Source organism: Nocardia asteroides (assembly GCA_019930625.1).
Taxonomy (GTDB): domain Bacteria; phylum Actinomycetota; class Actinomycetes; order Mycobacteriales; family Mycobacteriaceae; genus Nocardia; species Nocardia sputi.
The window spans coordinates 6,887,607-6,913,025 of sequence record CP082844.1; the positions used below are offsets into that span (position 1 = coordinate 6,887,607).

The following is a 25,419-nucleotide window of genomic DNA, read 5'->3' on the forward strand; positions in this document are numbered from 1 at the left end:
ATACCGGGCAGCGTTCCGCAAACGCGTACGCTCCCCATCGCAGGGAATTCGCCGACGGGTTGCGGGACGACGCGCGGCTACGCTCGGCACATGCGTAGCTCGAACGTTGCGGTAACCGCTTTTCCGTTCCATGAAGTGACCTGCAACGAGTTGCCGTACGGCGAACGCGACGAGCGGTACCGGCGGTTGCACGCCTGGCCCGAACCTAGCTACGCCCATCCGTCCGGACTACGCATGATCTGGAAATACGCCGACGTGCGCGAGGTGCTGGAGGCGAGGACGCCCGGCATCTCCAACGCGAATTCGCTGGACCCCTTGGTGGGCTACGCGCGCATCGCGGCGACTCCGCGAGCCATCCCGCATTTCGTCCGGCACCTGGTTCCGCCACCCGCGAAAGCCACCGCGAACCTCGCCGACGACCGCCTGCACAAGCGCGTGTGGAACACCATGGCCGGACCCACCGGACACTTCACGATCACCCCGGCCGAGCGTCCGAACCGGGCGGCGGAGATGATCGAGCATTTCCACGACGCGGTGCGCGAGGCGAGGTTTCGACCGGGGTCGCCGGTCGACGTGAGCGCGTTGTCGATCGCCTATGCCGCCCGGACCGTCGGCGCGGCGGTCGGCTTGCCCGCGGCGGACTGGCCGCACGTGGCAGCCTGGAGCGGCGCCCAATCGGGGCTGCTCGGCCGGGTGCTGCGGGGCCGCGAACTGGCCGACGCGGTGAGCGCGCTCGGCTGGTTGTTCACGGTGAGCGGCAAGGCGGTGCGGGAGGGCCGCGGCAGCGAGGCGACCGGCTTCGCGCGCAGGCTCCGCGATGCCGGGCTCTCGCATCGGATCGCGGTGTCGGTCATGGCGAATTCCCTGGCCGCAGGCGTGCACACGGTGAGCGGCAGCATTCAGCAAGGCGTGCAGCGACTGCTGGGCGATCCCGACCGCGCCTGGTGGGACCTGCTCACCGACCCGCGGGACGCCGGCCGGGTCGCGGCGAAGATCCTTCAGCTCGATCCCGGGCTGGTGGCGTGGAAGCGCCGAGCCCGAACGCCGGTCGAGTTGTCCAGCGGCACGCGGCTGCCCGCCGGGCCGTTACTCGTGCTGTTCGCCGCGGCCAATCGCGATCCGGAGGTCTTCCCCGACTGCCTCGACCTGCGCGGGACCGGCAAGATGCCGTTGACCTTCGGGTTCGGCAGGCACGTCTGTCCCGGCAAGAGCATGGCCACGCTGGCCGTCGAAGTGTTTCTCCAGCAGCTGCGCGAGCTGGCGCCGGAGGCCGAACTCGTGCCGGACTCCGGTCGCGTCGTCCGGCGCAGCGACCTGCTGTTCAGCGGCGCCGACATCACCATCGTCGGGTAGATATTCAACGAGAAGGACGGATCGGCAACCACTCTCGGCCTGACTGGATCAGCCGAGCCAGGCCCGCGCCGTGCCCGCCGCCGCGCGCACCTCTGCCAGCTGTGCCGTGACCTGCACACCGGCCGTGCCGCCCCGGGCGTTGCGAGACGCGATGGAACCCTGCACGGTGAGCACCTCGCGCACCTGCCCGGTCAGCGCCGGGTCGACGGCGGCGAACTCCTCGTCGGTGAGTTCGTCGAGGCCGACGCCGCGGGACTCGGCGACGCGCACGCACGCACCCGCCGCCTCGTGCGCGACCCGGAACGGCACACCCTGGCGGACGAGCCATTCGGCGATGTCGGTGGCCAGCGTGAAACCGGCCGGCGCGAGTTCGGCCATGCGGTCGGTGTGGAAGGTCAGCGTCGACACCAGGCCCGCGATGGCCGGGAGCAGCAGTTCGAGTTGCGCGACCGAGTCGAACAGTGGTTCTTTGTCTTCCTGCAGGTCACGGTTGTAGGCCAGCGGTTGCGCCTTCAGGGTGGCCAGCAGGCCGGTGAGGTTGCCGATCAGCCTGCCCGCCTTGCCGCGGGTCAGCTCGGAGACGTCCGGGTTCTTCTTCTGCGGCATGATCGACGAGCCGGTCGACCAGGCGTCGGCCAAGGTGACGTAGCCGAATTCCGGTGTGCTCCAGAGGATCACCTCTTCGGCCATCCGGCTCAGATCGACGCCGATCATGGCGAGCACGAACGCGGCCTCGGCGGCGAAGTCCCGCGCCGAGGTGGCGTCGATCGAGTTGGCGGCCGCCGCGTCGAAATCCAGTTCCGCGGCGATCGCCTCCGGGTCGAGACCGAGCGAGGAACCCGCGAGCGCGCCGGAACCGTAGGGGGACACCGCGGCGCGGCGGTCGAAGTCGCGCAGCCGGTCGAGGTCGCGCAGCAGCGGATGGGCGTGCGCGAGCAGATGGTGGGCCAGTAGCACCGGCTGCGCCGCCTGGAGGTGCGTCTTGCCCGGCATCACCGCGTCCGGGTGCGCGGCGGCCTGCTCGACCAGCGCGTCGATCACCGCGAGTACGCCCGCGGCCACCCGGCGCACCCCGTCGCGCAGCCACATCCGGAACAGCGTGGCCACCTGGTCGTTGCGGGAACGCCCGGCACGAAGACGGCCACCGAGTTCCGCGCCGACCCGTTCGATCAGGCCGCGCTCCAGCGCGCCGTGCACGTCCTCGTCCGACTCGGCGGGACCGAACGCACCGGACTCCACGTCCGCCGCGAGACGATCCAGGCCCTCCAGCATGCCCGCGAGATCGGTGTCCGACAGCAGGCCGGCTTTGTGCAACACCCGCGCGTGCGCCTTGGAGGCCCGGATGTCGTAGGGGGCCAGCGCCCAGTCGAAGTGCGTCGACTTGCTCAGCGCGGCCATGGCCTCGGCCGGGCCGGAGGCGAATCGCCCGCCCCAAAGCGCGCCTTGGTTCGTGCCGCTGCTCATGCTTGTCCGCCTCTCCGGTTATTCAGGCTCCCCCGCCGCTGCGTGCTTCAAGCCGTACAAGTCGGGAGACAAAACAATTTCGTTCAGGTGCCGCTCGAGGTCTTTGTTCGAATGTCGTGCCCTGGTGAAGCCCTCGCGTACCAGCCCGGACAGACGCACACCAAGTCATCCGGCTCCGAGACTACGACTTCACATGAGCAGTCGGCGCGCCGGTACGCGTTCGCGCACCGGCGCGCCTGGCGCTTACTTCTGGTTCAGGTCGCGGCGGGCGGCGACCTTGGAGGACAGGCCGTGGATCTGGACGAAGCCCTTGGCCAGCGACTGATCGAAGGTGTCGCCCTCGTCGTAGGTGGCCAGGTTGAAGTCGTAGAGCGACTGCTCGGAGCGACGGCCGTTGACCACGATGGAGCCGCCGTGCAGGACCATCCGGATGTCGCCGGAGACGTGCTGCTGGGTGTCGCCGATGAACGCGTCCAGCGCCCGCTTGAGCGGGGAGAACCACAGGCCGTCGTAGGCCAGCTCGCCCCAGCGCTGCTCGACCTGCCGCTTATAGCGGCCCAGCTCGCGCTCGATGGTGACGTGCTCGAGCGCTTGGTGCGCCGTGATCAGCGCCATGGCGCCCGGCGCTTCGTAGATCTCGCGGCTCTTGATACCGACCAGACGGTCCTCGACCATGTCGAGCCGGCCGACGCCCTGGCGGCCAGCGCGGTGGTTCAGCTCCACGATGGCCTCCAGCACGCTGACCTGGCGGCCGTCGATGGCCACCGGCACACCCTTGTCGAAGGTGACGATCAGCTCGTCCGGAGCCTCGAAGTTGACGGTCGGGTCGGAGGTGTAGTCGTAGACGTCCTTGGTCGGAGCGTTCCACAGGTCCTCGAGGAACCCGGTCTCCACCGCGCGGCCCCAGACGTTCTGGTCGATGGAGAACGGCGACTTCTTGGTGACGTTGATCGGCAGCGCGTTCTCCTCGGCGAAGGCGATCGCCTTCTCCCGGGTCCACGCGTAGTCCCGCACCGGGGCGATCACGTTCAGATCGGGCGCGAGCGCGCCGATGCCCACCTCGAAGCGGACCTGGTCGTTGCCCTTGCCGGTGCAGCCGTGCGCGACGGTGCTGGCGCCGTGGAACTTGGCGGCCTCGACCAGGTGCTTGACGATGAGCGGGCGGCTGATCGCCGATACCAGCGGGTACTGGCCCATGTAGAGCGCGTTGGCCTGGATGGTGGGCAGGCAGTACTGGTCGGCGAACTCGTCGCGGGCGTCGATCACGATGGCCTCGACGGCGCCGCAGTCCAGGGCGCGCTGACGCACCACGTTCATGTCCTCGCCACCTTGGCCGAGGTCGATGGCCACGGCCACCACTTCGGCGCCGGTCTCCTTGCCGATCCAGCTGATCGCCACGGAGGTGTCCAGCCCACCGGAGTAGGCGAGTACGACGCGCTCGGACATGTTCTGTGTGCTCCTCGAAGTTCAGTAGGTGTATCAGCAGTATGGCGGGTGTCCGAGCGTGGGAACGGCCCGGCCCCGACGCCTCGAGACCAGCCTGGGCAGGCCCGCGTCGTTCTGCAAATGATTATGCACGATGATGCAAGCCCATTCACAATTGGGGTGGCCTCCGCGATCCGCGCCGATCTGGCGCCCCGATGCCTGGGCTGTCCTCCTTCGCACTGAACTCACCGGGGTCAACCTGACACACAGAGTGCCGGATTCGGGGGTGCGGGCAGATTGCCGGTGCCGACCAGCGCCTGGCCGGCCGCACGCACCCGCTGCATCGTTTCCTCACCGTGCACCAGGGCGGTGACGTCCTCGGCGAGTGCGCGCTGCGCGTCCCGTTGAGCGGGACGATCCCGGGTGCGCTCCTCGAGCGCCGCGATCTCGTCCCGGCCGCGAAAGGTGAAAATAATCAGATAGTCGGCGACCTTGGCGTCCTCGGCGTTGAGCCAGAACTGGTAGAAGTCGTACGGCGAGGTCATCTTCGCGTCGAGCCAGATCGCACCCCCGTCGGTCTTGCCGAACTCGGTGCCGTCGGCCTTGGTGATCAGCGGCGTAGACGTGCAGGCTCGCGCCTTCGCCGCCTCCGTCGGTGGCCGCCGGCTGAACCTGCCTGATTCTGGAGAGCATCGGCGGCAAGTCCATGACCGCCGCTGCAGCGCCGTTCCTGCTGATCCGGGAGGACTGAGCCGAGAGTTCGGCCGGTACCGCCGTCAGCAGGACCTGTTCCCCGAAATGGAGCGAGGCAGACGATGGCGACGAAAGGCGTCTAACACTATCGCCTCCAGATGCGAAATACTCACCTCATGGTGCGACCGGGTCGGCGCGCCGTCCTCGACCCACCGGACCACTCGAGCGACTATCTTGGGCGAACATTTCACGTGCGTCGTGCGGATTCGACGGTGCCACAGACCCGACTCGAGCCGAACCTGCGGACTACCCTGACGCGACAAGGTGTAGCCTTCACAGCGAAGTGATAGGCCCACCACCTGTCGAGCGGGTTGAGAATTCACGAACTTTCTCGGGAACCATCAACCGCGTCCGATATCCTCGCGCGGAGAAATTCGGAGCGTTTTTGTTCGAGGTACTTCTGCCAACGTTGACGAAGGCCAGGATATCCTGAAACACCGCCGGGTGGCGGCGGCATGAAGGTGACGAATTCCCCGACATCTTGCGGGTAACCAAAATCGGCGAAGAGCAGATCGACAGTTTTGAAGGGGTCCTCGAATTCTGCCTGGTTCTCATGCACCCAAGCGATTGCTAGATAGGACCAGACACGGTCATGACTGTCGACGAGTTGATCCATCAGATCAGGGAGACGATCCAACTCATCCGAGAGCAAAAGGGAGATCTCCTCGATAGAACCCGCCTTGGAATCAGCTGGCACGACATAGCCCAGCGCCAACTCGACCACGTCCACCGGCGATATCCATCGGTTGACATAACCATAATGAAGCTCGCCTGGAGTCAGGCGAGCCCAGTCCGTGATGAATGATGCAGGAATATTGAATCTGACGATGGCTCCACCGTTTCATCCATGAATCCGAGGACCGGGCCTCACTGCTAGTCAGCAGGTTTCGCCATCGCAGTCGGATTCTCCACCACCTCGAGAAGCAATCCCCAACCGAACGCAGCGACACAGGTTCGCCCGGAACGTTCGAACAGATACTCCGAGTTAGGCAGCCATTGCTCTCCCTCACTGAGGGGACCGAAAAGCTCTTCGAACTCGTCGACCGTCACGCTCCAAGGTGGCAGTTCGGTCGGCTCATCGACTGCCGGAGGGCTGCCCGAGATTCTCCTGAATTGCGCATCGCCGATCGCCCCGAAATCTGTGCCCTCTGCAACGAATTCGAACTGTGGCCAAAATGCGCTGACACAGCGCACGGTGGACGCACCTGGAGCATGAACACCGATGAGCTCCTGTAGTTTCAAAAACTGCTGTCGCCCCAGAGGCAGCATGCGTGACACCTTGTCAGCAATGCGCTCAGCCTCTTGCAGCGTGACGCCATACGCTTCGAGCTTGGCCAGCTTTACATCATCAGAACAGCGCATGCGCATCAACTGGTGGATCTCGAAATCTTTAACCGTTCTTGGATACCCTGAATGCATCAACTACCTCTCATAACATTCCCAGTGAGGGATGTACTGGAGAAACTCCGAGAGGTCACCCCTGTACTTGACAATTGACCCGCCGGGTTCGACCACTAGCGCCGGATTTGCGTTATGTACTGCGGAAGTATCATCCATCCGTTCGACAGCTCAGCTACAGTGCCGATCTCAAACGAATGCACTCCAGCGGCTCCCGGCGCGGCCGTGACAGATTCCTCATGCGATAGATGCAGATCACTACAGCAGAGGTGATTATTTCGGATTATGGTGCCCCATATAGCGCTCGACCTCACTCAATCCGGCTCGAAAGTCCGCCGACTCCCGTGAGGCGTCAAAAGATCTTGCCGCATCCAGGATCGGCGCCTCACTAAGCGCCTCCAGTTCTTCTAGCTTGTACATGATGTAATCGACGTCCGCATCGTCCCCGCTTCGACCAATTTCTTCCAGTATCCTCCGAACACCGGCCGCCCCGCCCCTACGGGCCAATACCTCTGCCGCATCGACCATCACCGTGACATTCTGGTCGTGTAACATTTCGGTCAAACGATTCAGCGCTGCCGGTTGATCGATCCACTTGGCCAATTCCTGTACGGAGGCAACCCTGGTCCCGGTATCGAGATCTCGCGATCTGGCGACGATGACTTCCACCGCAGGCTGGGGTTCACTGCTACCGTGCACTATGGAATCTCCTCCGGTAAGGCCGGCCTGACACTATCCGGCAGTGTTTGGCCGAACTTTTCTCCCGTTTTCGGATTTACATTCTTTCTCACTTCGACGACATGCGGTGTCGGAATTTCCTGACCAGTCGCCTTGTCGTAGTGCGGCTTTCCGGTCAGGTCGACACGCTTCGTGGCAATACCGTCTTCATCGAAGTACGAGTAGTGCGTGATATTACCATTGGCATCTTTCTTCACCAGATACCCGTTCGGCGGACCTTTTGTCGGCAGCGTTCGCCCAGTCCACACCTGAGCGTTGCTCAACTCCTCAGTCAAGGACTTCTTCGGAACCTTGTTCCGGATCTTTTCGATGAGCTTGACGGTGAGATCCTTGATGCGTTGGACAGTCCCTTTTGTTTTGGTGGTGACGCGTTCGACCACGACGGCGGTGCGGAGCTTTGCGGCTTTGACCGCAATTTTGATGAGGTCGGCGAATTTATCGATGATCCTGGCGACCGCAGCGGTGGTTCTTGCGGCCACGGCGGCGGCGCCGACGCCGAAACTGACGCAGGACACGAGGACCGACAGCGCGAGGCTGACGGCCACTTCTACGGCGATTTCCTTGGCGAGGTTCCCCGAGTAGTCGCTCGAGCTCGGCCCGCAGGGCGTCGTGGGCTTGTTTCTGGTCGCGGCAGGATTGGGCCATCTCGCCATACGCTCCGGCCAGGTCGGAGGCAACGGTTTTCAGTTCGCGCAGATCTTCGTCGATGAAGCCGGCGTCCGGTGAGGTGACCTGTTCGAACATCACCGCGGCGCGTTCGAGTTCGGTCGCGACAGCGGTGACGGACTCGTGAGTGGACAGCGTGTGCCACACATCGGCCGCGTGCGACAACTTGGCGGTGTCGCCATCCGGGATCGGGATACCGACCTTGGTGGCAAGTTCCAGACCGTCGTCGACCAGGCCGCGCCCGTCGCCGCCTGCGGAGGGCGGAATCGTCGACAACAGTTCCAGCGGTGTGTAGCCGAATGCCGCCGCCAGGCTCGGCAGCTGAGGTTCGGGCCGACCGCCGGCAGGGTCGTGATCGGCGAGGGCGTGGTTGTATCCGGCCTGATTCAGGACTTGGGCGTAGCCGTCGAGCGCCATGGTGAGGTCGAGCGAAAGCTTCCACATGTCGCTGGCCTGCTGGTCATAGGACTCGGCCCAGATCTTGCCGTCGCCGATGCTGCCGGCCATGCCTCGTGTTTCGTCGAGGGACTGCATCTTGCTCTGGAAAGCGTTGATGAAGCCGGAGGCGGCGGTGTTGCACGCGACGGCGGCGTCGAAGTAGACCTGTGGCGCGACATCCAGCACCGTCACGACGCTGCTCCACCACGGCCGAGCATTTCCAGATTCGCGGCCACGGCCGCGGTGTATCGCTGATGCGCGGCGACTGCGGCGGCCTGCATCTCGCGGATCCCCTCGGCGACATCCTGTGCGCCGGTGAGCCAACGAGCGAAGGCATCGTTCGCGGCGGTCGCAGACGGGCCACTCCAGCCGGCTTGAACGGCGGTGATCCGCTGCTGGATACCGACGAGACTGTCCTCGAGGAAACCGGCGAATCCGGCCACGCGCGCGGTGATGTCGTCGAGTTCGGCCAGATCGACCCGAAACGGTGCGGTCATGTGTCATCTCCCCCGAGATCTACGGCAGATCGAGTGAACTGGTATTCGTGGCACGATCGGTATCGAGCTGGATATGCGTGTCCGCGGTGACACCCATCAATTCGGCCAGCGTCGCGAGCGCGTCCAGAACGGTTTGCGCGCCTTGACGGGTTTCCTCCCAGCCTGCCTGGTACGCGGTCGCCGAGACCCCGGTCCATCCCTGCAAGAGGGCACCGACTTCAGTGTCCAAGGTACGGACTCCGTCGACCAACTCTTGGGCAGTCAACTGCAAGTAACGCCCCGCATCGGAAACCTCTGACGGGACGACATCGAAAGTCCCATCACCCTGCGCCATACTCCCCCTCCCCAGGCCCTGATGCCGGCAACCTTACCTGACCCCTTCCGATGGTTGCGTCCATAGCGTTGAGATGCGGCTCGCGCATCGGACCGGGTCAGAGCGTGTCGCAGCCGAACCGGCCTGGCCTCTCGCCGGGCTTCGGTCCGGCGTGTGCCGGCTCGGATTGGTTGCGGTGGTTGATCGTCCGGTGGGCAACCGAGGGTGCGGGCAACTTTCAGTCCGCTTCAAGCGCGCAGAACAAGGCGGGATACGGAGGCCCGATCGTGCAGCCGCCGCCCCGCACGGATTGCACCTGATGCCCTCGATCATCACCTGCAGCCTGTGGCTGCCGCTCTGGCTCATCCACTACCTTGTGGCCGGCAACCGCTGACCGCGACAACCACCTTTCGACGCCAAGGATCACTCGACATGTGCCGCACGCTCGTCGCCGTCATCGCCTGCGGCGCCCTCGCCTCGCTCGCCATCGGATTCGCCCACGCCGACTGGAGCGACTCCAAGCGCAACCGTATCCGTCGTGAGCATCCCGACATTCTGCTGACCACACCGGAATCTTTGGAAGCCATGCTGATCGGCACAAAGACCGATCATCGGGAATTGCTCGGCCATATCCGGTCGTGGTCGATGAGGTACACGCCTTCGCCGGTGACGACCGTGAATGGCATCTACTGGCCGTCCTGAAGAGATTGCAGCGGGTCACCGGGACGCTGATCCAACGGGTCGGATAATCGGCGACAGTCGGCAATCCCGCCGACCTGCTCACGTGGCTGCAAGGGTCGGGGGAAGGTTCGCGGCCTGGTCAGGTCATCACACCGGATGTCGCGGCCGCACCCACAGTCCAGTCCGGCGCCGCGCCGCCGGGTGAGATCGAACTCGACTACGCCGGCTCGCTGGAGAATGCCGCCAAGGTGATCGCCGCACTGCATCGAGGTGAGAAACGGTTGGGTTCTGCGATTCCAGACGGCAGGTCGAGCAACTGGGTGCCGCGCTGCGGGAACGCAAGTCGGGCGGTTCACCGGATTCAGCCTCCTGGCCGTCGCCATAGTCGTGCCGGTAGCCATCGTCTGCCTGGTCGTCTGGGGAACGATCCGTAAGAAGTTGGACCCGCCCGCCGAGATGCGGCATACCTCCGCGACCGAAGTGGACCGGATACGAAACCGTCTCCACCGAAAAGGAGAATCTCGGCGGCCTGCGAGTTTCGAAGGTCTCATCGGTCCCGTAGTCGACCGGCCACAACACCGCATGATCTCTCCGGGGCGACGTACTAAGACATGGGCAAACCGGGCCCGGCCGGAGTCTATTGGCTTGTCTACGGTGATTACGCAGACGGTTGTCACATCAGCGTCGATCGCGTGGTCGGCGGAGACGCCCTGCGCACAGTCCACAAGTTGTCGAGCACTCGACGCGACGAAGTATCCCGCGGCGAAAAGCTGGTGCTGGTCGCGAAATTCACCTGCGGGGAGGGTTGGTACCTCCAAGCGGCCATCCGGTCTCGTCCAGTCGGCGCTTGCTGCCGATCCCGTCACTGTCGAGCTAGAGATCGGCGGACGAGTGAATACTCAGGCTAGTTGTTCGATCTTCGCGGCTACCTCGGCGCCGGTCAGCGGCTCGCGCGCGATGACGGCGATGGTGTCGTCGCCCGCGATGGTGCCGACGATGTAGGGCAGTGCCGCGCGATCGAGAGCGCTGGCCAGGTAATGGGCGGCGCCGGGCGGGGTGCGCAGGACCGCGATGTTGCCGCTGGCGTCGGTGGAGACCAGCAGGTCGCCGAGCAGCTTGGACAACCGGTCGGTGCCGCCGGTGACGCCGCGGACGGGGCTGCCGTCCTCGGGCACCACGTAGACGCCCGCGCCGCCGTCGGCGGCGCGCAGTTTCACCGCGCCCAGTTCGTCCAGATCCCGCGACAGCGTGGCCTGGGTGGTCTCGATGCCTTCGGCCGCCAGCAGGGCCGCCAGTTCGGTCTGGCTGCGCACCGCGTGCGCCGTCAGCAGCTCGATGATGCGCGACTGCCGTCCGGCGCGAGTACGCGCGATGGCGGGGCCGCTTCGCCCCGATTCCGAGTGCGAAACGCTCACGACCGCGCCTCGCCTGAGCTCGGCGGCATCATCCGCGCTCGCACGCCGTCGCTTCGGTGCGCCGTCCGGCCCGGCTCGCCGCGACGGGAAGACGTCGCGGCGGTTCGCCCGCCACCCTCGTTCACGCCCCGCTCCCGGATCGTCGCTCCAGCAACCAGACCAGCAGCGCTTTCTGGGCGTGCAGGCGGTTCTCGGCCTCGTCCCACACCACACTGCGCGGCCCGTCGAGCACCTCGTCGGTGATCTCCTCGCCGCGATGGGCGGGCAGGCAGTGCAGCACGACCGCATCCGGTTGGGCGTGCGCGAGCAACTCGGCGTTGAGCTGGAACGGCCGGAACGGACCGACGCGGTCCAAGCCGTCGTTCTCCTGCCCCATGGAGGTCCAGGTGTCGGTGACCAGCGCGTCGGCGCCCCAGGCCGCGGCGACCGGATCGCCGGTCACCGTGATGGTGGCTCCGGTCTCGGCGGCGCGCTTGCGCGCGGCCTCCACGATCCACGGCTGTGGCTCGAAGCCCGCGGGCGCGGCGATGGTCACGTTCAGACCCGCGGTGACGCCGCCGAGCAGCAGCGAGTGGGCCATGTTGTTGGCGCCGTCACCGAAGTAGGCGAGATCGCGCCCGACCAACTCGCCCTTGTGTTCGGCCAGCGTCTGCAGATCGGCGAGCACCTGGCACGGATGGAACTCGTCGGACAGCGCGTTGATCACCGGAACCGTGGCGGTGGCGGCCATCTCGTCGAGCCGGGACTGCTCGAAGGTGCGCCACACGATCGCGTCCACGTAGCGGGAGAGCACCCGGCCGGTGTCGCCGAGCGTCTCCTCCCGGCCCAGCTGGGTGTCGCGGCCGTCGACGACCACCGCGTGCCCGCCGAGCTGGGCGATACCCATCTCGAAGGAGAAGCGGGTGCGGGTGGAGTTCTTCTCGAAGATCACTCCGACGCCGCGCGGGCCCTCGAGCGGGCGCCGGGCGAAGGGCGATTTCTTGAGTTCGGCGGCGAGCGCCAGGATCTCGGCTTGCTCGGCGGGGCTGACGTCGTCGTCACGCAGGAAGTGCCGCACGGAAGTCATTGCGCCGCAACTCCTTTCGTGTCCTCGAGCGCGCCGTCGAGGATCTCCGGCAGATCGGCGACGAAGTTGTCCGCCTGGGTCTCGGTGAGCACCAGCGGCGGCGCCAGCCGGATCACGTTCGGTTTGGCCGGGTTGACGAGGTAGCCCGCCTCCCGTGCTCGCGCTTCGACCCGCGCGGACACGTCGTCGGTGAGCACGATGCCCAGCAGCAGGCCGGCACCGCGCACCTGATCGATGAGCGGATGTTGCAACAACTCGATGCCGTCGCTGAGCCGCTTGCCGACCGACTCGACGTGCGAGAGCAGATCGGTGTCGTCGATCGTGCGCAGCACCGCGAGCGCCGCCGCCGCGCACACCGGGTTGCCGCCGAAGGTGGTGCCGTGCAGGCCGGGGGTGAGCAGATCGGCCGCCCGCCCGTTGGCCAGTACCGCGCCGATGGGCAGTCCGCCGCCGAGGCCTTTGGCCAGGGTGATGACGTCCGGCACGATGCCGACAGCCTGGTGGGCGTAGAACTTCCCGGTCCGGCCGATGCCGGTCTGCACTTCGTCGAGCACCAGCAGCGCCCCGTTGCGCGCGGTGATCTCGCGCGCCTTGGCGAGGTAGTCGAACGGCGGTACCACCACTCCGCTCTCCCCCATGATCGGCTCGAGGAACACCGCGGCGGTGTCCTCGTCGACCACGGCGTCCAGCGCCGCGGCGTCGCCGTAGGGCACGTGCACGACACCGGGCGGCATCGGTTCGAAGGGAGTCCGCTTGGACGGCTGGCCGGTGAGGGCCAGCGCGCCCATGGTGCGGCCGTGGAAGGCCTCCTCGCACGCGACGATCTTGTGGCGCCCGGTCAGCCGGGCGATCTTGAACGCCGCCTCGACGGCCTCGGTGCCGGAGTTGCAGAAGAAGGCCCGGCCCTCGCCGTCGGCGAAGTGCGCGAGCAGCCGCTCGGCCAGCTCGATGACCGGCTCGCTGGCGTACAGATTCGACACGTGCCCGAGCGTGCCGAGCTGCTGGGTGACCGCCTCGAGGATCGCGGGGTGCGCGTGGCCGAGGCTGTTGACCGCGATGCCGCCGAGGAAATCGACGTAGCGCTTGCCGTCCGCGTCGTAGACCACGGCCCCCGCGCCGCGCACCAGCGCGACCTTCGGCGTGCCGTAGTTGTTCATCAGCGCGGCGGACCACCGCTTCTGCAGTTCAGCTGTGCTCATTGTTTCGTTCCGTCCGGTGCGCCGGACCCGTTCGGGGTGAGCGGGGCGGGAGTCACCATCGTTCCGATTCCTTCTCCGGTGAACAGTTCCAGCAGCACGGCGTGCGGGACGCGACCGTCGATGACATGCGCGGTCGGCACCCCCGCCGACACGGCGCGCAGGCAGGCTTCCATCTTGGGCACCATGCCCGCATCCAGGCGCGGGAGCAACTCGGCCAGCGCCGTCGTATCGATGCTGGAGGTGAGCGAGGACCGGTCCGGCCAGTTCGTGTACAGGCCCTCGACGTCGGTGAGCACCACCAGTTTCTCCGCGCCGATGCCTTCGGCGAGCGCGGCGGCGGCGGTGTCGGCGTTGATGTTGTGCACCACGCCGTCGGCGTCCGGGGCGATGGTCGACACCACGGGGATGCGGCCGGCATCGATCAGGTCCAGCACGGCGTCGGGGTTCACCTCGGTGACGTCGCCGACCAGGCCGATATCGGTGGGCTCGCCGTCCACCTCGACGGTGCGGCGGGTCGCGGTGAACAGCCCGGCGTCCTCACCGGAGATGCCGACCGCGTACGGGCCGTGCGAGTTGATCAGGCCGACCAGCTCGCGGCCGACCTGCCCGAACAGCACCATCCGCACCACGTCCATCACCTCGGGGGTGGTCACCCGGAAGCCGCCGCGGAATTCGCCTTGCAGGCCGAGCCTTTTCAGCATCGCGCTGATCTGCGGGCCGCCGCCGTGCACCACCACCGGGTGCACGCCGACCGTGCGCAGGAACGCCATGTCGGCGGCGAAGGCCTGCTTCAAATGCTCGTCGACCATGGCGTTGCCGCCGTACTTCACGACGACGACCTTGTCCCGGAACTTCTGCAGCCACGGCAGGGCCCCGGCCAGGACGTGCGCCTTGTCCAGTGCGGAGAGCGTGTGCAACACCTGACTGGTCATGAGCTGTAGGCCGAGTTCTCTTCGACGTAACCGTGCGAGAGATCGGTGGTTCGGATGGTCGCGCTCGCGGAGCCGACGTTCAGCTCGATCAGCACCTCGATGTCGGTGCCGGAAAGGTCGACCGCGCGGGCTCCGGGCGCGCCGACTCCGTCGACGCACACCGGCTTCCCGTTGAACGACACCGAGATCCGGTTCGGATCGAGCATGATCGGCGCCATGCCTACCGCGGCGAGCACACGGCCCCAGTTCGGGTCGGATCCGAACAGCGCCGTCTTGACCAGGCTGTCGCGGGCGACGGTGCGCGCCGCGGCCACCGCCTCGTCCTCGGTGGCCGCGCCCGCGACGGTGACCAGCACCCGCTTGGTGACGCCCTCGGCGTCGGCCATCAACTGTGCGGCCAGATCGTCGCAGACCGCGAGCACGGCGGCGTCCAGTTCCTCCTGGCTGGGGGTGACCTCGCTGGCGCCGTTGGCCAGCAGCAGCACGGTGTCGTTGGTGGAGCAGGAACCGTCCACGTCGAGCCGGTCGAAGGTGCGGGCGGTGGCGTTGCGCAGGGCCTGGTCGAGCTGATCGGCGGTCACCGCCGCGTCGGTGGTGAGCACCACCAGCATGGTCGCCAGTGACGGGGCCAGCATGCCCGCGCCCTTGGCCATGCCGCCGACATTCCACTTGTCGCGGTGGTGGAACGCCGCCTCCTTGGGCACGGTGTCGGTGGTCATGATGGCCCATGCGGCATCCGAGCCGCCGGACAGGCCGCCGCCCATCTCGTGCACGATCTCGGTGACGGCGGGGATCAGTTTGTCCATCGGGAGCCGGTCACCGATCAGCCCGGTCGAACAGACGGCGATCTCGCCCGCGCCGGTCTCGGTGCCCCAGTTGCTCAGCGCGGTGGCGAGTTCCTCGGCGGTCTTGTGCGTGTCCTGGAATCCGCCCGGCCCCGTGCAGGCGTTGGCTCCGCCGGAATTCAGGATCACCGCGCGCAGCCGCTTGCCGGTCAGCACCTGCTGCGACCACAGCACCGGTGCGGCCTTGACCTTGTTGCGGGTGAACACGCCCGCGGCCGGGTACTCCGGCCCTTCGTTGAACACCAGCGCCAGATCCGGCTTGCCGCTGGCCTTGATGCCCGCGGCAATGCCCGCCGCGCGGAAACCGAGCGGTGCGGTCACGCCCTGGGTCCGGACCAGCTTGCCGTCGGCGATGTCGGCTGTCGTCACGGTGCCACTCCTACGGTGGAAAGTCCTGCGGCCTCGTCGAATCCGAGCGCCAGATTCATGGATTGAACCGCGGCTCCCGCGGTGCCCTTGGTCAAGTTGTCGATCGCGCCGATCACCACGAGCAAGCCCGCGTCGGCGTCCACCGCCACCTGCAGGGTGACGGCGTTGGAGCCGAGTACCGACCCGGTCTGCGGCAGCACGCCTTCCGCCAGCAGGTGCACGAAAGGCTCGTCGGCATACGCTTTCTCGTACACGGCGCGCGCCTGGGCGGCGTCTACACGGATCGGCGCCGTGCAGGTGGCGAGGATGCCGCGCGGCATCGGCGCCAGTACCGGAGTGAACGACACCGAGACCTCGGCGCCCCCGGCCGCCGCGAGATTCTGCGCGATCTCCGGCGTGTGCCGGTGCGCGCCCGCGATACCGTAGGCCCGCGCCGAGCCCATCACCTCCGATCCCAAGAGCCCGATGTCCAATTTGCGGCCGGCTCCGGACGCGCCGCTCACCGCCACCACGTGCACGGTGGGCTCCACGATGCCCGCGGCGACGGCGGGGGCCAACGCGAGGCTGGCGACGGTCGGATAGCAGCCGGGGACCGCGATCCGCGTCGCTCCGCGCAGTTTCTCCCGGCCGCCGGGCAGCTCGGGCAACCCGTAGGGCCAGCTGCCCGCGTGCGGGCTGCCGTAGTATTTCTCCCAGGCATTCGGGTCGGTGAGCCGGAAGTCGGCCCCGCAGTCGATGATCACCGTGGAATCGGGCAACTCGGCGGCGATGGCTCCCGACTGGCCGTGCGGCAGCCCGAGGAAGACCACGTCGTGGCCCGCCAGCTCGTCGACCGTGGTCGGTGCGAGCACCCGATCGGCCAGCGGCAGCAGATGCGGCTGCAACTCCCCCAGCGCGGTGCCCGCGTTCGAGCCCGCGGTGAGCGCCCCGATGACGAGGCGCCCGCTTCGGTAAGCGGGATGTCCCAGCAGCAGACGCAATACTTCGCCGCCCGCGTATCCGCTGGCGCCGGCTACCGCGACCCGCACGGCGGGTCCGGGCGGGCTGGGCGCATCCGAGGAATCAACCATGTGATGATTATGCATGACCATGCAAGCTCATTCACAGCCTGGGTTGCCGCGCCCGGTCACGACCACCTGATACCCGCCGCCTCGCTGACCAAACTGCGCGACCGAGACCTCGGCGCGAGCCGTCGTGCGACGGCTCAGCGCAGCATGGCCGGGTCGATGCCCAGCGCTTCGGCCAGCCCGGCTTCGCCCCGCGCGGTGACCCGCACGGCACGGCCGCTACCGACGCCCTTGACCCACTCCAGCTCTTTCAGGCGGCGGCACAGCTGTGCGCCCGCCGAGCCGCCGAGATGGACGCGGCGCTCGGTCCAGTCGAGGCAGGGCCTGGCCACCGGGCGTCGCGTGGCGCGCAGGGCGGCAGGGTCGACGCCCATCGAGCCGGTGAGCCACGCCGAGCCGGAATCGGTGAGGGCGAACCCGCCGTCACCGTGGAGCAGGCCACGCGCGGTCATGGCGTCGGTGATCGCCACACCGAGCCGGCCCGCGAGGTGGTCGTAGCAGGTGCGGCCACGAGCCAGCGCGGCGGCGACCGCGGCGGTGCGCAAGCCGGTCACCGGGCGGCCGGACGGGCCGAGATGAGCGACCATGCCCTTGAGCAGTTCGGCGACCTGCGGACCGGCCAGCTGGACGTAGCGATGCCCGCCTTGACGGTGTTCGACCAGCAGGCCGCCGTCGCACAGGCGGTCCAGGTGCTCGGTCGCGGTGGACGCGGCGACACCGGTGTGGCGCGCGAGCTCGCCCGCGGTCCACGCCCGTCCGTTCAGCAGGGCGAGGCAGATGTCGGCGCGGGTGCGGTCGGCGAGCAGGGCGGCGAAACCCGCCAGTTCGGCTCCTGTGGTCGGCACCACTCCATGATGGCGGCCCCTCGTTTCGGCGGGCGCCGAAACGTTCCGTGGCTACCGTCGCGGCATGACTTCGTCTTCTCCGGCGCCCGGAGCGGCCGCCTCGCCGACCAAGTTCGAGATCTTCCACGGTCTGCATCACCGTGACCGGCCCCTCGTACTGCCCAACGCCTGGGACTTCGCGTCGGCCGCGCTGCTGGCGACCGAGGGATTCCCGGCGATCGGCACCACCAGCCTCGGCGTCGCCGCCGCGGCAGGGCTGGCCGATGGGGCGGGCAGAACGAAGGCGGAAACGCTCGCTTCCGCCCGTCGCCTGGCGCGGCTACCGATCCCCGTGACCGTCGACATCGAGGGTGGCTTCGACGAGCGGCCCGGCGCTGTAGCGGATTTCGTCGAACAGCTCGCCGCCTGGGGGATCGCGGGCGTCAACCTGGAAGACGGCCGTGCGGGATCGGCGCTGGCGACGCCGGAGCACCAGGCCACACTGATCGCCGCGATCAAGGAACGCACGCCTGAAATGTTCGTCAATGCCCGTATCGACACCTACTGGCTGGGTCTCGATCACGGCTCGACCCACGCCCGCGTGCGACGGTACGCGGCGGCCGGAGCCGACGGCGTCTTCCTGCCGGGCCTGACCGACCCGGAGCGCATCCGGCGGCTCGTGGCGGCGACGGAATTGCCGGTCAACGTCCTCTATGCCGCCACCGGCCCCGGCGTCGCGACGCTGACCGGACTCGGCGTGCGCCGGATCAGCACCGGGTCGCTGCTCTACCGCTCGGCGCTGTCGGCCGCGGTGGAGGTCGCACGCTCCGTGCGGGACGACGCCTCCCCTGCGTCCGGCGTCGTGAGCTACACCGATATCCAACGCCTGCTGCCTGCGCACACCAGCCAGTGAGCAGCGATTCGTCCGGAACTCGAGAAAGCATGGACCACTTCGCCCTCAGCTGTCGGCGAGCGGGTCCACTCCGGCCGCGTCGCCTGCGACGCACGAGTGGCGATGCCCCCGACGCGTCCGGCCGGAGCAGCGCCGTTTCCGCCGCCGAGTCAGTGCTTCTGCACCACGCGCTCTCCTTCGCCGGGTTTCCAGATGGTGATGTCGAGGTGGTCGCCCGCTACCTCCACCGTCGACGCCCCGGTGAGCTCGGCGACGTAGAAGTGGTCGAACTCCTGACCTCGGATGTCGAAGCCGGTCTCATCGAACAGTTGCTGAGCGAAGCGGGTGTGCACCTCCCGGTCGGGGAGGTCCATGACGGTGCCGAACAGTTTGGCGTCGCCGTCGGACACGTTCGTGTCGACCGTGGCGGTGTGCAGGCAGAAGCGCGGATCCCGGGCGAGGTCGCGGAACTTGGTGGTGCCCGGCATCCCCGCGATCACGAGCAACCCCTCGAAGACCCGCGGCTCGATCGGGCTGATCCGCGGGTAACCGTCGGAACGGAGGGTGCCGAGCATGCAGAGATTCCCCGCGGCCCGGTGCCTGCGCAGGAAGACCTCGGCGATATGCGGCGCTTCTTCGGTGAATCGGCTCCAAGTGGTCATGCCGAGGACGGTACGGCGAAAACTTGCCGTCTTCTGTCAAGGTTTCCGGCTAGTGTCGCGGGCATGCGGGCGAGTCGACTGGTGCAACTGCTTCTGCTGTTGCAGACCCGGGGCCGGCTGACCGCGCCGGAACTCGCGCGGGAACTGGAGGTCTCGGTGCGCACCGTCTATCGCGATGTCGAAGCCCTCTCGGCGGCGGGTGTCCCGGTCTACAGCGAGCCGGGTCGCGCGGGTGGCGTGCGGCTGCTGGACGGCTACCGCACCCGGCTCACCGGCCTCACCACCGACGAGGCCGACGCGGTGCTGCTGGCCGGATTGCCCGGCGCCGCAGCCGATCTCGGGCTCGGCACCGTGCTGGCCACCGCGCAGTTGAAGGTGCTCGCCGCGCTGCCACCGGAACTGCGCGGACGCGCGACGCGCATCGCCGAGCGGGTGTACGTCGACGCGCCGGGCTGGTTCCACCGACCGGACGAGACGCCGACGCTCGCGACGATCGCCGACGCGCTCTGGCACGACCGCACGCTGCGCGTGCGCTACGGCCGCAAGGACACGGTGGTCGAGCGCTTGCTGGACCCGCTCGGGCTGGTGCTCAAGGCAGGCACCTGGTACCTGGTCGCCCGGAGCGGGCGCACGCCCCGCTCGTATCGGGTGGGCCGGATCCTCTCCGCCGAACCGACCGGCGAATCGTTCGACCGCCCCGCCGAATTCGACCTGCGCGCGCACTGGAGCGACGCCGCCGACGATTTCGCGCGTTCGATGCTGCGCGTCCGGGCGCGCTGCCGGATCGCCGCCACCCACCTGCGGTTGCTGCGGCTGATGAACGATCCGGCAGCGGTCGCGGAGGCACAAGCCTCCGCGGGACCGCCCGATGCCGAAGGGTGGGTCGAAGTGGTCGTGCCGTCCGAGTCCTTCGAGGTGCTCGCGCACGCGCTTCTTCCCCTCGGCGAGTTCGTCGAAGTGCTGGAACCGCCGCAGCTGCGCGCACAGCTCGCGGCGACGGCCGCCGCCATGCATGCGCGCTACCGCGGAGGTAGTTCTCCCGCACCCGCCCGGTTCGGCTAGCGCCGGGTGCGGAAGAACTCGCGGACGTCCGCGGTCAGCAGGTCCGGCGCTTCCATCGCCGCGAAATGCCCGCCGCGGTCGAATTCGGTCCACCGGACGATGTTGTGCGCGTCTTCGGCGAGTTTGCGGATCGAGAGGTCACCGGGGAACAGCGCCGCCGCGGTCGGCACGTCGGACTTCCGCACAAGCGCTCCCCAGGCCGCGGATTCGCTGTAGAGCCGCAGCGAGGAGGCGAAGGTTCCGGTGAACCAGTACAGGCTGACATTGGTCAGCAGCGCGTCCCGGCCCACCGCGTCCTCGGGCAGTTCGATCGCCGGATTCGTGTACTGCCGGAACAGGTCGGCGATCCAGGCCAACAGCCCGGCGGGCGAGTCGTGGATGCCGATCGCCAGCGTCTGCGGACGGTTGGCTTGCAGCGTCGCGTAGTCGTAGCGGGCATAGCTCTCCGGGCCGGTCAGCGTGGCCAGCTTCGCCTGATCCTCCTGGCTGTACCCGGCCTGCGCACCCGCCGAGGACCACTCGCCCGCAGCCGCCTCCTCCGCCCCGCCCCACAAGTCGGTATCGCCGCTGTCCCACGCGGGGATCGTGAGCGGACCGTTCACGTGCAGGCCCGCGAGGTGCTCGCGGGCGATATGGCCCAACCGAGCGGCGATGAAGTACCCCGCGTCGCCGCCCTGCACGCCGTAGCGGTCATAGCCGAGGCGCGCCATGAGCGCGGCGACCACCTCCGCGAACCGCTCGGTCGAGCCAGCACCCGGGTCCGGGGACACCTCGGAGAACGCGAAGCCCGGCAGTGAGGGCACGACCAGGTGAAACGCGTCGGCCGGGTCGCCACCGTGCGCGCGGGGATCGCTCAGCGGTCCGAGCACCTCCAGGAACTCGACGAACGACGCGGGCCAGCCGTGGTTGAGCACCAACGGCAGCGCATCCGGCTCCGGCGAGCGGACGTGCAGGAAGTGCACCTGCTGCCCGTCGATGCCGGTGACGAAGTGGGGCAGTTCGTTCAGCTTCGCTTCGACGGCGCGCCAGTCGAATTCGGTGCGCCAGTACTCGGCCAGCGGACGCAGATAGGACACCCGCATACCCTTGTCCCACTTGGCGCCGGGCAGGTCGTTCGGCCATGGCGTGCCGGCGAGGCGGCGATGCAGGTCGTCGATCTTCTCCTGCGGGATATCGATGCGGAAGGGGCGAATGTCCTGGTCGGTAGTCATGTCCACCACGGTAGGAAGCGCTTAGGACGCGATCGTTCCTAAGTTTCCGGCATTGTGGCGTAATGCTCGAAACGTCGGCTCGCCTGCTCAAACTGCTGGCCCTGCTGCAGACCCATCGCGACTGGACCGGCGCCGAACTGGCCGAACGGCTCGGCGTCACCGGGCGCACGGTGCGCCGCGACGTCGATCGGCTTCGGGAACTCGGCTACCCGGTCCACGCCACCCAGGGCGCCGCCGGATACCGCCTCGGCGCGGGGGCCGCGCTGCCGCCGCTGCTGCTCGACGACGAGGAAGCCGTCGCGGTGGCGGTGGGCCTGCGCGGCGCCTCCGCCGGCACCGTGACCGGGCTCGAGGAGGCGTCGCTGCGCGCGCTGACCAAGCTGGAACAGGTGCTGCCGCCCCGCTTGCGCCATCGGGTCCGCACGCTGCGCGGCGCCACCTTGCGCGTCGGCGCGCCCGGCAGCGACGTCCGGCCGGACACCCTCCTGGCCGTCGCTGAAGCGTGCCAGCGCCACGAACGGTTGCGGTTCGACTATCGCGCGCTCGACGGCGCGCCCAGTGTCCGCACCGTCGAGCCGCACACCCTCGTGCACTTCAGCAGACACTGGTACCTGGTCGCCTGGGACGTGGGCCGCGCCGACTGGCGCACCTTCCGTGCCGACCGGATCACCCCGCGGATCCCGACCGGTCCCCGATTCGCACCGCGGGAACCGCCGGAAGGCGATGTCGCGGCGTATCTTTCGATGCGGCTGTCCACCCGGGCCTGGCCGCGGCAGGCGACGGTACTGCTGCACGGCTCCGCGGAGTATGCCGCCGATCGTGTCTGGCCCGGGATGGGCGTGCTGGAGGCCGTCGACGACCACAGTTGCCGCCTGCTAGTGGGGGCGGAAACACCGGAGCAGTTGGTGTGGATGATCACCTCGGTCGATCTCGACTTCACACTGCTCGCCGGTCCGCCGGAACTCGTCGAAGCCCTGCGGGCCCAGGCCGCCCGATGCGAGCGAGCGCTGCGCGCCTTCCCCGCACCGTAGCGGCCGCGGCGGCTAGCAGCTCCAATCCAGAACGGAGGCGAGCGATCTGAGCTGCACCGAGGCGGGGATCGCCCGCACCACGGCGTCACGGAACGCGACGGCGGGCGGAAACGACAGTTGCGCCGCCGCGCCGAGTCGGCGGGAACGGGACGCGATCATCCGGGTGCGCCGCCCGCGCTCCCGGTCGTAGCCGGCCAGGCCGCCGCCCGCGGCGGCCACCCTGCTCAGCACCACCGCGTCCTCCAGGGCTTGGCAAGCGCCTTGCCCGAGGGTGGGCATCATGGCGTGCGCCGCGTCGCCGACGAGCGCGATCCGCCCTGCTATATAGGTTTTCAATGCGGGCAGGTCGTAGAGGTCGTGCTTCAGCACCTCGGCTTCCCCTGCCGCGGCGAGCAGAGCGGGAATCGGCTCGTGCCATCCGCCGAAGCGCGCGCGCAACTCGGCCAACCCGCCGCTCGGCGTGGCCTCGGGCAGGTTCGCGGTGGCGAAGCAGTAGACCCGGCCGTCGGCGAGCGGGACGTAACCGAAACGTTCGCCGCGTCCCCAGCTCTCGCCCATCTCACCGACCGGCTCGTGCGGCGTGACGACCACACGCCACGCGGTATAGCCGCCGTAGCGGGGCCGTACCTCGCCGCACACGGCACGACGCACCACGCTGCGAATGCCGTCGGCGCCGACGACGACGTCGCCGCTGGATGTGCCGGCCGAATGCACCACCGTGCCGTCGGTTCCGGCCTCGGTCACGGTGACACCGGTGCGCAGCTGCTCCCCGGGGATCGCGGAGCGCAGCGTGTGCACCAGATCGGCACGGTGCAGCATGATCGGACTGCCGTATCGCGCCCGGATCGCCTCGGCGTCCATCCTGGTCAGCCAGCGCCCCGCCTGGTCACGGATGCCCGCCGCGCCTTCCTCGACGGCCCGTGCACGCACTTCCTCGCCGACACCGAGCGCGTCGAGGGCGCGAAGAGCGTTGGGCCACAGGGACAATCCCGCCCCGACCTCGGTGATCTCGGCGGCGCGCTCGAGCACCTCGACCTGCCATCCCCGCCGCAGGAAGGCCACCGCCGTCGCCAGACCACCGATGCCACCGCCCACGATGAGCGCCTTCGACATGGCTTCCCCTTTCTCCGGACCGCTCGGCGAGCAGCTGTCACGGACCATACTACGAATGTAGTAGCGAATCCCGGGCCTGTAGCACGGATCACTACTGCTGTAGTATCAGTGGCATGTCCACCAAGCGCGAGATCGTGTTGGACGCGGCGATCGACCTGCTGGGATCCCGGGGCACCCGCGCGCTCACCCACCGCGCGGTCGACGAGGCCGCGGGCATGCCGGCCGGCTCGGCCTCCAACTACTTTCGCACCCGAGAGGCGCTGCTGACCGGAATCGCCGAGCGGCTCGAGGCGCGCGACTACGCGGATTGGGCAGCGCTCAACCGGCAACCCGCCCCCGGCACGATCGAGGAACTCGTCGACGGCATGGCAGCCTTCGTCGTATACGCCGTGCGGACCGACCGTGTGCGGACACTGGCTCGATACGCGCTGTTCCTGGAGGCGCAAACCACGCCCGCGTTGCGCGAGACCGTGCGGCGCGGGCACCGCAGGTTGACCGAATGGGCCGCGGGCCTGCTGGCGGCGGTCGGCGGCGACCAGGCGATGACGCAGATCTTGGTGGGCCAATTCGACGGCATCATCCTGCACCAATTGGTGGACCCGGCGCCGGACTTCGATCCGCGCCCCATGCTCGGCCGGTTGGTGCGCACACTGATCGCTTCCAGAGGTTGATGTACGCGCGACATCGGCATCCCGGCACCGCGTTCCACCGAAGGCCCCGGCGCTGCCAGGAACTCGCTGAATCTCCCTGAGGGTCGTCTCTCAGAAGAACGTGTGCAGGAGATCGACCACCCGGGGCGTCGCAGCGTCGGCGTCATCGATCACGGGAATGAGCCGCCATTTGTCGAACGCCGTGCACGGATGCGAAAGACCGAGGCGCACGACCGCGCCGATCGGCAATTCCGTCGCGGCGCCACCCGGCAGCCGGAGGAAGGCGTGCTGGTCGTTGAGCGCGGAGACCGAGGCGCCCGGGTCCAGCGCGTCGCCGCCAGGTCCCGCGACGCGTTGCGGGATCGGAAGCCCCTCGTCGAACGGCAGATCGCGTTTGCCCGCGTCGAGCAACGCGAGTCCGGGCTCCGGGCGCGAGAGAGTTCGCGCCCAGCCGTGCATCGCCGAACGCAGCGGCCGCGCGCATCCGGGCGCGACCAGAGGCGACATGCTCGCGTAGAAGCCGTCGTCGTGGATGACGTACGCCCCAGAGCGCAGGACGACCGTCGTCGCGACACCGTGGCTGCCCTGTTCGTCGGAGAGCGGGGCGAGGTACTCGAGCGCCAGCTCCGGATAGGCGCTGCCACCCGCGGTGACGATCGCCGGACCCCGGTATCGCCCGGCCGCGGCGAGTTCCCGGTGCAGGCGGGCGAGTGCGGCGAGATAGTCGTGCACCGCGCGGAGGCCGTTGGCGGTGCGGTCGTGCGCGAGCGCGCCTTCGTAGCCGCCCACCCCGGCCAGCGACAGCCGGGACGCCGCGTCGATCGCCCGCGCCACATCGTGCGCTTGCTCCACCGTGCGCGCGCCGGTCCTGCCGTTCGGGCCGCCGAGTTCCACCAGCACCCGGATCCGCTCTCCCTCCGGGGCGGTGCGCAGGTGCGCGTCCATCAGCGCGACCGTTTCGACGCTGTCGGCCCAGCAGACGAACTCGAAAGACGGGTCACGCGCCGACTCCGCCGCCACCCAGCGCAGTCCGACCGGATCGACCAGCGCGTTGGCCAGCAGCACCCGCGCGACGCCGAAGGATCGCGCCACCTGCGTCTGCCAGATGGTGGCCAGGGTGATGCCCCACGAGCCCGCCGCCAGCTGGTCGGCCCACAGCTGCGGGGCCATCGTCGTCTTGCCGTGCGGCGCCAGCCGCACGCCTGCCGCGCGGACCCAATCGGCCATCACCGCGATGTTCGTCGCCACGGCCGCGCGATCCACGGTGAGCACCGGCGTCTCCAGCTGCTCGAGCGTCGGCGCGGTGGCGCGGAACTCCCGCACGGTGCGTCCCCAGGCCGCCGGTGGCATGCCCT

At 68.3% G+C, this 25,419-nt stretch carries 26 protein-coding genes and 1 pseudogene; 6 read left to right on the plus strand and 21 right to left on the minus strand.

Translation table 11 applies throughout. The features are described 5' to 3' along the window. Positions 1-90: 90 nt before the first annotated feature. Positions 91-1,353, plus strand: coding sequence for a cytochrome P450 (locus K8O92_31085; GenBank protein UAK32110.1), 1,263 nt, complete (start codon positions 91-93; stop codon positions 1,351-1,353). Between the two features lie 48 nt (positions 1,354-1,401). On the opposite strand, the gene argH is transcribed toward K8O92_31085, so the two are convergent. From argH to K8O92_31135, 10 genes are all read right to left on the minus strand, one after another. Then, positions 1,402-2,817, minus strand: coding sequence for an argininosuccinate lyase (gene argH / locus K8O92_31090; protein UAK32111.1), 1,416 nt, complete (start codon positions 2,815-2,817; stop codon positions 1,402-1,404). Between the two features lie 243 nt (positions 2,818-3,060). After that, on the minus strand, positions 3,061-4,263 hold the full coding sequence (locus K8O92_31095; GenBank protein ID UAK32112.1) for an argininosuccinate synthase: 1,203 nt from the start codon (positions 4,261-4,263) through the stop codon (positions 3,061-3,063). Between the two features lie 233 nt (positions 4,264-4,496). Next, positions 4,497-4,964 (minus strand): hypothetical protein, encoded by a 468-nt coding sequence (locus tag K8O92_31100; protein ID UAK36045.1) that lies wholly within the window; start codon positions 4,962-4,964, stop codon positions 4,497-4,499. Positions 4,965-5,314: 350 nt separating this feature from the next. Then, a complete protein-coding gene (locus K8O92_31105; GenBank protein ID UAK32113.1) occupies positions 5,315-5,725 on the minus strand; it encodes a DUF2247 family protein in 411 nt (136 codons plus the stop codon). Between the two features lie 143 nt (positions 5,726-5,868). Beyond that, positions 5,869-6,414 (minus strand): hypothetical protein, encoded by a 546-nt coding sequence (locus K8O92_31110; protein ID UAK32114.1) that lies wholly within the window; start codon positions 6,412-6,414, stop codon positions 5,869-5,871. Between the two features lie 252 nt (positions 6,415-6,666). Further along, on the minus strand, positions 6,667-7,092 hold the full coding sequence (locus K8O92_31115) for a hypothetical protein (protein UAK32115.1): 426 nt from the start codon (positions 7,090-7,092) through the stop codon (positions 6,667-6,669). Beyond that, complete coding sequence (locus K8O92_31120; protein UAK32116.1) at positions 7,092-7,610, minus strand: hypothetical protein; 519 nt, start codon at positions 7,608-7,610, stop codon at positions 7,092-7,094. Before K8O92_31120 ends, K8O92_31115 begins: the two co-directional genes overlap by 1 nt. Further along, on the minus strand, positions 7,567-8,427 hold the full coding sequence (locus K8O92_31125; protein UAK32117.1) for a hypothetical protein: 861 nt from the start codon (positions 8,425-8,427) through the stop codon (positions 7,567-7,569). The genes K8O92_31120 and K8O92_31125 overlap by 44 nt, the downstream gene beginning before the upstream one ends. Further along, positions 8,424-8,732 (minus strand): WXG100 family type VII secretion target, encoded by a 309-nt coding sequence (locus K8O92_31130; protein ID UAK32118.1) that lies wholly within the window; start codon positions 8,730-8,732, stop codon positions 8,424-8,426. The genes K8O92_31125 and K8O92_31130 overlap by 4 nt, the downstream gene beginning before the upstream one ends. Before the next feature lie 19 nt (positions 8,733-8,751). Next, entirely contained in the window at positions 8,752-9,066 is a 315-nt protein-coding gene (locus K8O92_31135) for a WXG100 family type VII secretion target (GenBank protein ID UAK32119.1), read from the minus strand. A gap of 477 nt (positions 9,067-9,543) precedes the next feature. Here K8O92_31135 and K8O92_31140 point away from each other — a divergent pair. Next, positions 9,544-10,066 (plus strand): annotated as a pseudogene (locus K8O92_31140) (DEAD/DEAH box helicase). Positions 10,067-10,625: 559 nt separating this feature from the next. Here the strand turns inward: K8O92_31140 and K8O92_31145 are convergent. The 7 genes from K8O92_31145 to K8O92_31175 form a co-directional block, all read right to left on the minus strand. Next, positions 10,626-11,099: an arginine repressor gene (locus tag K8O92_31145; GenBank protein UAK36046.1), complete on the minus strand. Its 474-nt coding sequence runs from the start codon at positions 11,097-11,099 to the stop codon at positions 10,626-10,628. Positions 11,100-11,262: 163 nt separating this feature from the next. After that, on the minus strand, positions 11,263-12,207 hold the full coding sequence (gene argF / locus K8O92_31150; GenBank protein UAK32120.1) for an ornithine carbamoyltransferase: 945 nt from the start codon (positions 12,205-12,207) through the stop codon (positions 11,263-11,265). Further along, complete coding sequence (locus tag K8O92_31155) at positions 12,204-13,406, minus strand: acetylornithine transaminase (GenBank protein UAK32121.1); 1,203 nt, start codon at positions 13,404-13,406, stop codon at positions 12,204-12,206. The genes argF and K8O92_31155 overlap by 4 nt, the downstream gene beginning before the upstream one ends. Continuing rightward, positions 13,403-14,338, minus strand: a complete 936-nt coding sequence (argB, locus tag K8O92_31160) for an acetylglutamate kinase (protein ID UAK32122.1) — start codon at positions 14,336-14,338, stop codon at positions 13,403-13,405. Before argB ends, K8O92_31155 begins: the two co-directional genes overlap by 4 nt. After that, the gene (argJ, locus tag K8O92_31165) at positions 14,335-15,552 is read right to left on the minus strand and encodes a bifunctional glutamate N-acetyltransferase/amino-acid acetyltransferase ArgJ (GenBank protein UAK32123.1); all 1,218 of its coding nucleotides are present in this window, start codon (positions 15,550-15,552) and stop codon (positions 14,335-14,337) included. Before argJ ends, argB begins: the two co-directional genes overlap by 4 nt. Further along, the gene (gene argC / locus K8O92_31170; protein UAK32124.1) at positions 15,549-16,622 is read right to left on the minus strand and encodes an N-acetyl-gamma-glutamyl-phosphate reductase; all 1,074 of its coding nucleotides are present in this window, start codon (positions 16,620-16,622) and stop codon (positions 15,549-15,551) included. Before argC ends, argJ begins: the two co-directional genes overlap by 4 nt. A gap of 134 nt (positions 16,623-16,756) precedes the next feature. Then, the gene (locus K8O92_31175; GenBank protein ID UAK32125.1) at positions 16,757-17,467 is read right to left on the minus strand and encodes a winged helix-turn-helix domain-containing protein; all 711 of its coding nucleotides are present in this window, start codon (positions 17,465-17,467) and stop codon (positions 16,757-16,759) included. Positions 17,468-17,528: 61 nt separating this feature from the next. Between K8O92_31175 and K8O92_31180 the strand changes: the two genes are divergently transcribed. Next, positions 17,529-18,356, plus strand: a complete 828-nt coding sequence (locus K8O92_31180) for an isocitrate lyase/phosphoenolpyruvate mutase family protein (GenBank protein ID UAK32126.1) — start codon at positions 17,529-17,531, stop codon at positions 18,354-18,356. Positions 18,357-18,505: 149 nt separating this feature from the next. Here K8O92_31180 and K8O92_31185 read toward each other — a convergent pair whose 3' ends face one another. Further along, a complete protein-coding gene (locus K8O92_31185; protein ID UAK32127.1) occupies positions 18,506-18,997 on the minus strand; it encodes a pyridoxamine 5'-phosphate oxidase family protein in 492 nt (163 codons plus the stop codon). Between the two features lie 63 nt (positions 18,998-19,060). Between K8O92_31185 and K8O92_31190 the strand changes: the two genes are divergently transcribed. Beyond that, entirely contained in the window at positions 19,061-20,059 is a 999-nt protein-coding gene (locus tag K8O92_31190) for a WYL domain-containing protein (protein ID UAK32128.1), read from the plus strand. Here the strand turns inward: K8O92_31190 and K8O92_31195 are convergent. Beyond that, on the minus strand, positions 20,056-21,270 hold the full coding sequence (locus K8O92_31195; protein ID UAK32129.1) for an epoxide hydrolase 1: 1,215 nt from the start codon (positions 21,268-21,270) through the stop codon (positions 20,056-20,058). The genes K8O92_31190 and K8O92_31195 overlap by 4 nt on opposite strands. A gap of 62 nt (positions 21,271-21,332) precedes the next feature. Between K8O92_31195 and K8O92_31200 the strand changes: the two genes are divergently transcribed. Beyond that, positions 21,333-22,301 (plus strand): YafY family transcriptional regulator, encoded by a 969-nt coding sequence (locus K8O92_31200; GenBank protein UAK32130.1) that lies wholly within the window; start codon positions 21,333-21,335, stop codon positions 22,299-22,301. Positions 22,302-22,313: 12 nt separating this feature from the next. On the opposite strand, the gene K8O92_31205 is transcribed toward K8O92_31200, so the two are convergent. After that, complete coding sequence (locus K8O92_31205) at positions 22,314-23,414, minus strand: FAD-dependent monooxygenase (GenBank protein ID UAK36047.1); 1,101 nt, start codon at positions 23,412-23,414, stop codon at positions 22,314-22,316. A gap of 113 nt (positions 23,415-23,527) precedes the next feature. Between K8O92_31205 and K8O92_31210 the strand changes: the two genes are divergently transcribed. Next, entirely contained in the window at positions 23,528-24,085 is a 558-nt protein-coding gene (locus K8O92_31210; protein UAK32131.1) for a TetR family transcriptional regulator, read from the plus strand. Between the two features lie 90 nt (positions 24,086-24,175). Here the strand turns inward: K8O92_31210 and K8O92_31215 are convergent, their stop codons facing one another. Next, positions 24,176-25,414: an amino acid deaminase gene (locus tag K8O92_31215; GenBank protein UAK36048.1), complete on the minus strand. Its 1,239-nt coding sequence runs from the start codon at positions 25,412-25,414 to the stop codon at positions 24,176-24,178. Positions 25,415-25,419: the final 5 nt, after the last annotated feature.